Origin of the sequence: Bacillus sp. bc15 (genome assembly GCF_900142585.1) — a bacterium.
Lineage (GTDB): Bacteria > Bacillota > Bacilli > Bacillales > Bacillaceae_G > Bacillus_A > Bacillus_A cereus.
On sequence record NZ_FRBJ01000006.1, the window covers coordinates 116,795 to 128,968 of the forward strand.

Consider the following 12,174-nt stretch of genomic DNA (forward strand, 5'->3'; position numbering starts at 1 on the left):
CCTCTTCTTATTTTAAAATATTTGCAATATATGTTTGAAGTTCTTCTACTTTTACTTCTTCAGACTCACCTGTAGCACGTACTTTCACTTCTACAATACCTTCGTCTGCTTTTTTACCAACTGTAACGCGAACTGGAAGACCGAATAAATCTGCATCTGCAAACTTAACACCTGCACGTTCTGCACGATCGTCTAATAACACTTCATAGCCTTGTTCTTGTAATGAGTTGTAGATATTTTCACCCATTTCACGTTGTGCATCAGATTTCATATTTACTGGAATTACATGCACATGGAATGGTGCTACAGCTTTTGGCCAAACTAAGCCGTTCTCATCGTTAAACTGCTCTGCAATTGCTGCCACTGTACGAGATACACCGATACCGTAACAACCCATAATAAGTGGTTGTGTTTTTCCGTTTTCATCTAGGAATGTCGCGTTCATTGCTTCACTATAACGAGTTCCTAATTTGAATACATGACCAACTTCAATTCCGCGTGCGAAAAGAATTGTTCCGTTTCCATCTGGAGATTGGTCTCCTTCTTGAATGAAGCGTAAATCTGTATATTGACTTACTTTAAAGTCACGTTCTGGATTTACATTTACATAATGGAATCCTTCTTCGTTCGCTCCTGAACATCCGTTAACAATTGATGCTACAGCGTGATCAGCAATAATTTCAATATCACCTGTTACACCAATCGGCCCTAATGAACCAATTCCACAATTTAATAATTCTTTTACTTCTTCATGAGAAGCAAGCTCAACAACTGAAGCGCCGTATACATTTTTCACTTTCACATCGTTTACTTCGTGATCACCACGAACAAGTACAACTACTAATTTCTCATCTACTTTAAATACCATAGACTTAATGCACTTATCAGCTGCAATGTTTAAGAATGCAGATACTTCTTCAATTGCTTTTTGGTCTGGTGTTGCTACTTTTTCAAGAGCTTTTTCTACTTCGTCACTCTTCGTATACGTATCTACAACAGGAGCCATTTCGATGTTTGCTGCATAATCAGATGTGTCAGAGTATGCAATTGTATCTTCACCAACATCAGATAATACCATAAATTCATGTGTATCTTTTCCGCCCATTGCTCCAGAATCAGCAATAACTGCACGGAAATTCAAGCCACAACGAGCAAAAATGTTAGAGTATGCTTTATATAAGCGATCGTATACTTCATCTAAGCTCTCTTGTGTAGCATGGAAAGAGTATGCATCTTTCATTAGAAACTCTCTTCCACGTAATAAACCGAAACGAGGTCTTTGCTCATCACGGAATTTTGTTTGAATTTGGTATAATGTTAACGGTAATTTTTTATATGATTTCACTTCATCACGCACAAGATCCGTAATTACTTCCTCATGTGTCGCTCCTAATGCGAATTCACGAGCGTTACGATCTTTCATACGCATTAATTCAGATCCGTATGAATACCAACGACCTGATTCTTGCCATAATTCTGCAGCTTGCATAGCTGGCATTAATAATTCTACAGCTCCTGCACGCTCCATTTCTTCTCGAACGATACGTTCTACTTTGTGTAATACTTTTAATCCAAATGGTAGAAAACTATAAATACCAGAAGCATTTTGACGCATAAAACCTGCGCGAAGTAATAATTGATGACTCTTAATTTCAGCATCAGCTGGAACTTCACGTAATGTAGGACTGAATACCATACTTTGTTTCATTTATTTGCACCTCTTCATTTTACTCTTACACGCAGTAAAACCCCTCACCTCGAATTAGGTGAGGGATTTTATTCTACGAGCTCTATTTCATTATTAGTTTCATTCTATTTTACAAGAAAAACTTACGAATGTCATTCCATGTTACAACTAACATTAATAACATTAATAATGCAAAACCAATAAAATGAACCATTCCTTCTTTTTGACGGTCAATTGGTTTCCCTCGTAACGCTTCAATTAAGAAGAATAATAAACGGCCACCATCTAAAGCAGGAACTGGTAATAAATTAAATAAACCAAGATTAATGCTTAGAACTGCCGCTAAACTTAGTACACGCGTAAATCCATAATCTACAACTTGATCTGTTAGATTATAAATTCCTACTGGACCTGACAACTCATTAATAGAAAATTGACCAGTTACTAATTTCACAAGAGATTCAAAAATTAGTTTCGTCCATTGGTACGTTTGTTCAAATCCTGATTTAATAGAACCCATTACTGTTTTCTCTACAGGAGAATAAACACCAATTCTACCAACTTCGTCTTTTCCTTCTTTATCAAGTGTTGGCGTTACTTTCACATTAAACTGTTCATTATCACGCTTTACTTGTAACGTAATTTCTTTATTCGGGTTTTCACGTACAATAGTAACAACATCTTTCCATGTACTTGTGTTTTTCCCATCAATCGCTTGAATTGTATCATTCTCTTTCAGGCCAGCTTGCTGTGCTGCACTATTATCCATCACTTTTCCGACCATTGGTTTGTCAATAGGAACCCCTTGTACAAATCCAAGAATCACAAAAATAACAAATGCTAAAATGAAGTTCATTGCAGGACCCGCAAAGATTGTTAAAGCGCGTTGACCCAATTTTTTAGAGCCAAATTGCCTGTTATATGGAGCAATTTGAATTTCTTCTCCAGCAGTAATGATGCGAGCCTTTTTATTCACTCGGAATGTTTGAAGCTCTTCCTCATACTCTTCATAGCCTGAAATCGTTAGATTATGCTCTAAATCAGCTTGTTCGACTTCAATAACACGAACATTTGGATATTTTTCATATCCATCAAAAACTAATTTCACAGCTTCGTCTTTTTCATTTAGCACAAGGCCAACCTTTTTCCCTGGCTTTAACTCAACTGTGTCTGCATCCTCGCCAGCCATTCTTACATAGCCACCCAGAGGCAGTAATCGAATCGTATACACCGTTTCATTCTTTTCAAATGAGAATATTTTCGGACCAAAACCAATCGCAAACTCGCGGCATAAAATGCCTGCTCTTTTCGCGAAGTATAGATGCCCTAGCTCATGGAAAAATACGAGTGCACCGAAAATTAATATAAAGGCAATCGCTGTATTCAATTCCATAACCACCTTTGCTAAATTTGTTCCATCACAAACCGTCTTGTGGCTGCATCAATTTCCAGAATTTCCTCTAAGCTCGGACGTGCAATGACATTGTGATGGTTCATTGCTTTTTCAATGAGGTCTTCCACTGTTAAGAAACCAATTCTCTTTTGTAAAAAAGCTTCAACAGCTACTTCATTCGCTGCGTTCATTACAGCTGGCATACTTCCACCAGCTTTTCCAGCTTCATACGCAAAACGTAAACAACGGAATCGTTCTTGGTCCATTTTCTCAAAATGCAACGTCCCTATTTCCCATAAGTTTAACTGTTTTGTTTCTGAAAGAGGCAATCTATCAGGATATGTAAGTGCGTATTGAATTGGTACTCGCATATCAGGTGAACCAAGCTGCGCCATTACACTACGATCTTCAAATTCAACCATAGAATGGATAATACTTTCTTTATGTAAAACAACATCGATTTGCTCATAAGGGATACCAAAAAGCCAATGTGCTTCAATTACTTCTAGTCCCTTATTCATCATTGTAGCAGAATCAATTGTAATTTTCGAACCCATTGACCAGTTTGGATGTCGAAGCGCATCTTCTACGGTCACATGATGCAATTCATCTCTCGTTTTATCACGGAAACTTCCACCAGAAGCCGTTATAATAAGACGAGAAATTCTTTTTTCATTTTCACCATTCAAGCATTGAAAAATAGCCGAATGTTCACTATCTACTGGAAGTAACGAAACATTATGTTTTCGCGCTGCTTCCATTACAAGATGTCCTGCAGTTACTAACGTTTCTTTATTTGCAATTCCAATTGTTTTTTTCGCCTCAATCGCACGAAGTGTCGGTAACAACCCTACGCTACCTACAACAGCATTTACTACAATCTCCGCATCTGGATGTAATGCTACTTCTAAAAGTCCTTCACTACCATATACAATTTTTGTATTACCAGAAACAGTTTGTAATTTTAAAACATCTTCCTCTCTTTGCACAGAGACGATTTGCGGAGAAAATTCTTGAATTACCTTTACTGCGTAGTCAATATTTTTCCCTACAGAAAAAGCAACGAGACGGAATTGGTCTGGGTGCGAGCGTAATACATCTAAAGTTTGTGTACCAATTGATCCGCTTGCACCTAATAAACTAATGTTTTTCATGACTCCAACCCCTCGTTCATTTATTAATTGTATTGTAATAAGAAGTAGAGAATTGGTAAAACGAATAACCAACTATCTGTTCGATCTAATATACCACCATGCCCAGGTAAAATTGTACCTGAATCCTTTACGCCATAATGACGTTTAAAAGCAGATTGTACTAAATCACCAATTTGTCCAAAAATAGAAATGATAATTGTCAGCACAATTAAAATTACTACATTCGATTCGACTGGGAAGAACACGTTGTAAACAAGTGCCACAATAATTCCACAAACGATGCCGCCTAATGAACCTTCAATCGTTTTATTTGGACTAATTTCTGGCCACAATTTTCTCTTGCCTAATGCTTTTCCTACGAAATATGCGCCTGAATCAGTAGCCCATATAACAAATAATGCACAAAACACATATTTAATTCCTAATATTCTCGTTTCATTTAAATATAAGAATCCCATTGCCACATATGTCGTTGCCATTAGTAAAAATGAAGCATTATCAAAAGTAAATGTATTCTTAGAAAGGACTGTATATGATAAAAGTAATAAAACAATCACAAATGTGATTTCCAATTTACCTAATCCAATCCATGTAAACAGTTCTGATGCACTACTTGGAATTAAAAGAATCCACAATAATACTGCAGCTAAAACTGTCGGTACTGAAATAAGCGTAAGCTTATTCATACGAATTAATTCATATAAACCTATAGAAGCAAGTGCATACACTAAAACCGTAAAAGGCACGCCACCGTATATTACGATGGGAATGAATAGCGCGGCAGCAACCACTCCAGTAATAATTCTCTGTTTCACTACCAAACCCTCTCTTTCTACACGCCTCCGAATCTGCGCCCTCTATGTTGAAAGTCAGTAATCGCATTTAGCAAATGTTCTTCTTTGAAGTCTGGCCAATACACATCTGTAAACCAAAACTCCGAATATGCAATTTGCCATAACATGAAATTACTAATACGTAGCTCTCCGCTTGTTCGGATTAACAACTCTGGATCGGGTAAAGAACTCGTCATTAAGTAGGAGGAAAGCATTTCTTCACTTACCTCTTCAGAACGAATTTTTCCTTCCTCATTATCTTTCATCATATGTTGCACAGCAGAAACGATTTCATCTCGACTTCCATAGTTTAACGCGAAATTAAGAATTAATCCCGTATTCTCTTTCGTATCTTCCATGGCTTTCTCCATCGCTCTGCGTGTATGCGTAGGAAGACGATCTTTTTGCCCTATTACTCGGACTTGTACGTTTTCTTCAATCAATTCTGGTAAAAATGTACCTAGAAATTCTTCTGGAAGCTTCATTAAATAATCAACTTCCTTTTTCGGTCTTTTCCAGTTCTCAGTTGAAAAAGCATAAAGAGTTAACACTTTCACATTAAGTTTACTTGCAAATTTTGTAATTTTCTTTACAACTTGCATACCTTCATGATGTCCCGCAATACGAGGCATTGCTCTCCTCTTTGCCCATCTTCCATTCCCATCCATAATGATGGCAATATGTTCTGGGATATATCCTTTTTTCACTTCTTCAACGAGATGATCAAACGATGTGTCCTTTTTACCTTTAAAAAAAGGAAAGTTTTTAAACATCATTCATACCCTCCAACAAGCAGACGTATGCCTAAAAGTGTAAAAAGACCCCCTTAAGAAGAGGGTCATATTTGCGAAGTTATCGCTATTACACTTCCATGATTTCTTTTTCTTTGTTTTTTGCGATTTCGTCAACTTTTGCAATATATTTATCTGTTTCTTTTTGGATATCTTCAGTATATCCTCTTAAATCATCTTCTGTAATCTCGCCAGCTTTTTCAAGCTTCTTAAGATCATCATTTCCGTCACGACGTACGTTACGAACAGCTACTTTTGCTTCTTCAGCATATTTTTTCACAACTTTAACAAGATCACGACGACGCTCTTCTGTTAATGCAGGGAATGCAATACGAATTACAGTTCCATCATTAGAAGGGTTTAAGCCTAAATCTGCTTTTAAAATTGCTTTTTCGATATCACCGATAGAAGTTTTATCATAAGGTTGAATTACAAGTAAACGTGCTTCTGGAACTGTAATGTTCGCTAATTGCACAACTGGTGTTGGTGCACCATAGTAATCAACTTGTACCTTATCTAATACAGACGAGCTTGCACGACCAGCGCGAACTGTTGCTAATTCACGAGAATAAGCAGCAACTGCTTTTTCCATTTTTTCATTTGAAGACTTCAATACTTGTTGTCCCATATTTATTTCCCCCTTACAACTGTTCCAATATTTTCGCCTAAAACGGCACGTTTAATATTACCTTTTTCCATAACTGAGAATACAATTAATGGAATATCATTATCCATACATAGAGAAGAAGCTGTAGAATCCATTACACCTAAACCTTCTTTTAATACATCTAAGTAAGTAAGCGTTTCGTATTTCGTAGCTGTTGGGTCAATAGATGGATCTGCGCTATATACACCATCCACATTATTTTTTGCCATTAAAATAACGTCTGCTTCGATTTCCGCTGCACGTAATGCTGCTGTTGTATCTGTAGAGAAGTATGGATTACCTGTACCTGCTGCAAAGATAACAACACGTTTTTTCTCTAAGTGACGAACTGCTTTACGGCGAATGTAAGGCTCTGCCACTTGACGCATCTCAATTGAAGTTTGTACACGAGTTTGGATTCCAATATTCTCCAAGCTATCTTGAAGAGCTAATGAATTCATAACTGTAGCTAACATGCCCATGTAATCTGCTCCTGCACGATCCATGCCCATTTCACTTCCAATTTTCCCACGCCAAATGTTACCGCCACCAACAACAACAGCAACCTCTACATCAAGTTCTGCAATTTCTTTTACTTGTTCTGCAACTGACTTAATAACAGTTGGATTAATTCCAAATCCTTGCTCTCCAGCTAAAGCTTCTCCACTTAGCTTTAAAACGACACGATTATATTTCGGTTTACTCATAATGAACCTCCAATTGCTTACATCTTTATTTTAAAAAAGGGAACACAATGTGTTCCCTAATCTGTATTAGTTACTACCTTTTACTTGGTTCATTACTTCTTCAGCAAAGTTGTCTTCGCGTTTTTCGATACCTTCACCAACAGCGTAGCGAACGAATCCTTTTAATGTTCCGCCTTTAGACTCAACGAACTGACGAACTTTCATATCAGGGTTTTTAACGAATGCTTGGTCAAGTAAGCAAATCTCTTCGAAGAATTTGCCTAGACGGCCTTCAACCATTTTTGCAACGATTTTTTCAGGCTTGCCTTCGTTTAATGCTTGTTGTGTTAATACTTGACGCTCATGCTCAACTTCTTCAGCTGTTACAGCATCGCGGTCGATGTATTTAGGGTTAACTGCAGCGATGTGCATTGCAACATCTTTAGCAGCAGCTTCATCAGTAGAACCTTCAAGAACTGTTAATACACCAATGCGTCCACCCATGTGTAGGTAAGCGCCGAATGCATCTGCATCAGTTTTTGATACGATTTCGAAACGACGAAGTGTAAGTTTTTCACCAATTTTAGCGATTGCTTCGTTGATGTGCTCTTCAACGTTTTTACCGTTTTCCATTGTTTGAGCCATAGCTTCTTCAACGTTAGCTGGTTTGTTAGTTAATAAGTGAGCAGCTAATTCTTTAATTAGTGCTTGGAAACCTTCGTTTTTCGCAACGAAATCAGTTTCAGAGTTTAATTCTAAGATTAAAGCGTCGTTACCGTTTGTTTCGATGAAAGTTAAACCTTCAGCAGCAATGCGGTCTGCTTTTTTAGCAGCTTTCGCAATACCTTTTTCGCGTAAGAAGTCAATTGCCTTCTCCATGTCGCCGTTAGTTTCTGTTAAAGCTTTTTTGCAGTCCATCATACCTGCGCCAGTTTTTTCACGTAATTCTTTTACCATTTGAGCAGTGATTGCCATATTTTTCATCCTCCTAAAATATGTATTTATACCTTTTATAAAGGTGTTTATACCTTAAAAAAGGTGATAAAAGGCCGAACCCCTTATCACCTTTCCAACTTTGTTACGCAGTAACAGTTTCTTCACCTTGTTTTGCTTCAAGGATCGCGTCTGCCATTTTAGATGTAAGAAGTTTTACAGCACGAATTGCATCATCGTTTGCTGGGATAACGTGATCGATTTCGTCTGGATCACAGTTTGTATCAACGATACCGATGATTGGAATGTGTAATTTGCGTGCTTCAGCAACTGCAATACGCTCTTTACGAGGGTCTACTACGAATAATGCACTTGGAAGACCTTTCATATCTTTAATACCGCCTAAGAATTTCTCAAGACGCTCTAACTCTTTTTTAAGTTGAACAACTTCTTTCTTAGGAAGTACTTCGAAAGTACCATCTTCTTGCATTCTTTCGATGTCTTTAAGACGCTTGATACGCTTTTGGATTGTTTGGAAGTTTGTTAAAGTTCCGCCTAACCAACGTTGGTTAACGAAGTACATACCAGCACGAGTTGCTTCTTCTTTAATAGCTTCTTGTGCTTGTTTTTTAGTACCTACGAATAAGATGTCTCCACCTTCAGCAGCGATGTCGCGCATCGTTCTGTAAGCTTCCTCAACTTTTTTCACAGTTTTTTGTAAGTCGATGATGTAGATACCGTTACGCTCTGTGAAAATGTAACGCTTCATTTTTGGGTTCCAACGACGAGTTTGATGTCCGAAATGAACACCAGCTTCAAGCAATTGCTTCATAGAAATTACTGACATAATATAGTTCCTCCTAAATGGTTTTTGATATCCTCCGTTTACTTCATCTCTAAGCGAAACTACAAACGTAGCACCAACACTTAAATCAGTAAACGTGTGTACTTTGTACTGACACCACTGCTTACTATATCATACTGAAATATTACAATCAAGTCGAAAATGCGAACAATGTAAAACTTTCTTTGTTCATACTCGAATTCTAGTATTACCAACCTTCATTTCTTTTAAGCAAAAAAGTAAAACACAATTAATAGTTTTCCCAGAAAACACGCTTATGGCACTTTTCACAAGCGCCATCAATCCATTGCACAAAAAAACTCTCCTCGATCGAGGAGAGTTTTTTATAAATTAGTTTGTTTTTAATTTAGCAAGTTCCTGTAGAAACTTATCGTTTAGCACTTTAATGTATGTTCCTTTCATACCTAAAGAGCGAGACTCAATTACACCAGCACTTTCTAATTTACGTAGTGCATTTACGATTACAGAACGAGTAATTCCTACACGATCAGCAATTTTACTTGCAACAAGTAAACCTTCTGTTCCATTTAATTCTTCGAAGATATGCTCAATTGCTTCTAACTCACTGTAAGATAATGAGCTGATCGCCATTTGAACAACAGCTTTACTACGTGCTTCCTCTTCGATTTCTTCTGCTTTTTCACGTAAGATTTCCATGCCTACAACAGTTGAGCTGTACTCAGCAAGGATTAAATCGTCATCTAAGAACTCTTGACCAAGACGAGCTAATACTAATGTACCTAGACGCTCACCACCACCAACGATTGGTACGATTGTAGTTAAACCTTGACCAAATAATTCTCTGTTTTCTACCGGGAATGCTGTGTAAGCACTGTTCACATCTAAGTTTGAAGATGTTTCTGTAATGTTGAATAAGCTTTGTGTATATTCTTCTGGGAATTGACGTTCTGCAAGCATTTGCTTCATGCGTTCGTTTTCGATTTGTTGGTGAATTGCATAACCTAGTAATTTACCACGACGACTAACTACGAATACGTTTGCTTCGATTACTTCACACATTGTGTCAGACATTTCTCTAAAGTTTACAGGCTTCCCTGCTGCGCTCTGTAATAACGCATTTAATTTTCTTGTTTTTGCTAATAATTCCATTTCAAAAGTTCCTCCTACATGTTACTCACATATTTTTTCATCACTTGGAAACTAGGGCGAGTCACCTGATGACACTATTACAAAATAAACTGGCTCACATCTTTATTTTTAGCAATTGTTGCTAATTTCTCCTCAACGTATTGAGGGGTTATCGTTATTTTCTCTAACGTAATTTCAGATGCTTCAAACGATAAATCTTCAAGGAGCTTCTCCATAATCGTATGAAGTCTTCTTGCTCCAATATTATCTGTATCCTGATTAACTTGATAAGCAATCTCAGCAATCTTACGAATAGCTTCGTCTGAAAATTCAATTTCTATACCTTCGGTCGCTAATAATGCCATATATTGTTTAATTAACGCATTGTCAGGCTCGATTAATATTTTAACAAAATCGTCTGTCGATAATTTTGTTAATTCTACTCGAATCGGAAATCTCCCTTGCAATTCCGGAATTAAATCCGACGGTTTAGACATATGGAACGCTCCAGCTGCAACGAATAAAATATAATCCGTTTTTACTGATCCGTATTTTGTCGCAACATTCGACCCTTCTACAATAGGCAAAATGTCACGTTGCACACCTTCACGTGATACATCTACGCTATTCGACTGCTTACCAGCAATTTTGTCAATTTCATCAATAAAAATAATCCCGAGCTGTTCAGCACGATAAACAGCCTCTTGTGTAACTTCATCCATATCAATTAAGCGCTGTGCCTCTTCATTTGTCAAGAGTTTTCTTGCTTCTTTTACAGAAAGTTTACGTTTTTTTGTTTTTTTCGGCATAAAACTCCCTAACGCATCTTGGAAATTCATCCCCATTTGCTCCATGCCAGTTCCTTGTAACATATCAAACATTGACGACTGTTGCTCAGTCACTTCAATCGATACAATCTCTTCTTCAAGAAGCCCTGCAGCAAGCTTTCTCTCCACATCTTGACGTTTCTTTTCGATTTCACCATCTTCTTGTGTATCAGACGTTTGACTCGAATTTTGAGCGCCCCCAAAAAGCATCTCTAATGGATTTTTAAATCCAGATTGCTTCTCCGGACTCGGTACTAAAATTTCAACAAGACGTTGATTCGCTTGCTCTTCTGCTTTATCTTGAACTTTCACTACCATTTCTTCTTTTACGATACGAACCGATGTTTCCACAAGGTCACGTACCATCGACTCTACATCTCTACCCACATATCCAACTTCTGTGAATTTTGTAGCCTCAACCTTAATAAAAGGTGCTCCAACGAGTTTCGCCATTCGTCGTGCTACCTCTGTTTTCCCAACACCTGTCGGTCCAATCATCAAAATGTTTTTAGGTGCTATTTCATCACGTAAATTTTCAGCTAATTTACTGCGACGGTATCGATTTCTCAACGCTACAGCAACCGCTTTCTTTGCGTCTTTTTGACCGATGATATATTGATCTAATTTTTCCACAATTTGGCGCGGAGTAAAATGTAAATGCATATAAAATGCCTCCCTTACGATTCTACAATTCTTCAACAATTATGTTGTGATTCGTATAAACACAAATATCACCAGCAATCTCTAAACTCGCTTTCGCAATTTGTTTCGCTGTTAAGTGTTCACTTGCATATTGCTTTAAAGCACGACCTGCAGAAAGCGCATAATTTCCACCAGATCCAATTGCTAAAATACCATCATCCGGTTCAATCACTTCTCCTGTACCTGAAACAAGAAGCATAGTTGTTTTATCCATGACAATGAGCATCGCTTCTAGTTGACGTAACATTTTATCGCCACGCCATTGTTTTGCCATTTCAACAGCAGCACGCTGCAAGTTGCCATTATACTCTTCTAATTTTCCTTCAAACATTTCAAAAAGAGTAAATGCATCAGCAACTGAACCTGCAAAACCAGCTAAAACTTTACCTTGGAAAAGTCTGCGAACTTTACGAGCTGTATGTTTCATTACAACAGCATTTCCCATTGTCACCTGACCATCTCCAGCCATTGCACATTCTCCATTATGATGAACTGCAAATATCGTTGTAGCGTGGAAATTCCCCATAGAAAAAACTCCTTTATTTGTTTTTATAGCTTTTAAAGCAAT

At 37.5% G+C, this 12,174-nt stretch carries 12 protein-coding genes; all 12 read right to left on the reverse strand.

The genetic code is table 11. The features are described 5' to 3' along the window. Nucleotides 1-7: 7 nt before the first annotated feature. Nucleotides 8-1,708 carry a proline--tRNA ligase gene (locus BUA87_RS19710; RefSeq protein WP_072940519.1) on the reverse strand — a complete coding sequence of 567 codons (1,701 nt, stop codon included), beginning with the start codon at nucleotides 1,706-1,708 and terminating at the stop codon, nucleotides 8-10. A 109-nt stretch (nucleotides 1,709-1,817) separates the two neighbouring features. Beyond that, the gene (gene rseP, locus BUA87_RS19715; protein ID WP_072940522.1) at nucleotides 1,818-3,074 is read right to left on the reverse strand and encodes an RIP metalloprotease RseP; all 1,257 of its coding nucleotides are present in this window, start codon (nucleotides 3,072-3,074) and stop codon (nucleotides 1,818-1,820) included. Between the two features lie 17 nt (nucleotides 3,075-3,091). Next, entirely contained in the window at nucleotides 3,092-4,234 is a 1,143-nt protein-coding gene (dxr, locus tag BUA87_RS19720; protein ID WP_000790380.1) for a 1-deoxy-D-xylulose-5-phosphate reductoisomerase, read from the reverse strand. 23 nt (nucleotides 4,235-4,257) lie between these two features. Beyond that, a complete protein-coding gene (cdsA, locus tag BUA87_RS19725; RefSeq protein WP_000813592.1) occupies nucleotides 4,258-5,049 on the reverse strand; it encodes a phosphatidate cytidylyltransferase in 792 nt (263 codons plus the stop codon). Nucleotides 5,050-5,066: 17 nt separating this feature from the next. Continuing rightward, nucleotides 5,067-5,843, reverse strand: coding sequence for an isoprenyl transferase (gene uppS, locus BUA87_RS19730; RefSeq protein WP_000971296.1), 777 nt, complete (start codon nucleotides 5,841-5,843; stop codon nucleotides 5,067-5,069). Between the two features lie 85 nt (nucleotides 5,844-5,928). Further along, entirely contained in the window at nucleotides 5,929-6,486 is a 558-nt protein-coding gene (gene frr / locus BUA87_RS19735) for a ribosome recycling factor (protein ID WP_000531505.1), read from the reverse strand. 2 nt (nucleotides 6,487-6,488) lie between these two features. Then, nucleotides 6,489-7,211, reverse strand: a complete 723-nt coding sequence (gene pyrH / locus BUA87_RS19740; RefSeq protein WP_000042669.1) for a UMP kinase — start codon at nucleotides 7,209-7,211, stop codon at nucleotides 6,489-6,491. 66 nt (nucleotides 7,212-7,277) lie between these two features. Then, nucleotides 7,278-8,165, reverse strand: coding sequence for a translation elongation factor Ts (tsf, locus tag BUA87_RS19745; protein ID WP_001018577.1), 888 nt, complete (start codon nucleotides 8,163-8,165; stop codon nucleotides 7,278-7,280). A 103-nt stretch (nucleotides 8,166-8,268) separates the two neighbouring features. Beyond that, a complete protein-coding gene (gene rpsB / locus BUA87_RS19750; protein WP_000111485.1) occupies nucleotides 8,269-8,970 on the reverse strand; it encodes a 30S ribosomal protein S2 in 702 nt (233 codons plus the stop codon). A gap of 348 nt (nucleotides 8,971-9,318) precedes the next feature. After that, a complete protein-coding gene (gene codY / locus BUA87_RS19755; protein WP_000421290.1) occupies nucleotides 9,319-10,098 on the reverse strand; it encodes a GTP-sensing pleiotropic transcriptional regulator CodY in 780 nt (259 codons plus the stop codon). A gap of 77 nt (nucleotides 10,099-10,175) precedes the next feature. After that, a complete protein-coding gene (gene hslU, locus BUA87_RS19760) occupies nucleotides 10,176-11,567 on the reverse strand; it encodes an ATP-dependent protease ATPase subunit HslU (RefSeq protein WP_000550085.1) in 1,392 nt (463 codons plus the stop codon). 22 nt (nucleotides 11,568-11,589) lie between these two features. Further along, a complete protein-coding gene (gene hslV / locus BUA87_RS19765) occupies nucleotides 11,590-12,132 on the reverse strand; it encodes an ATP-dependent protease proteolytic subunit HslV (protein ID WP_000526274.1) in 543 nt (180 codons plus the stop codon). Nucleotides 12,133-12,174: the final 42 nt, after the last annotated feature.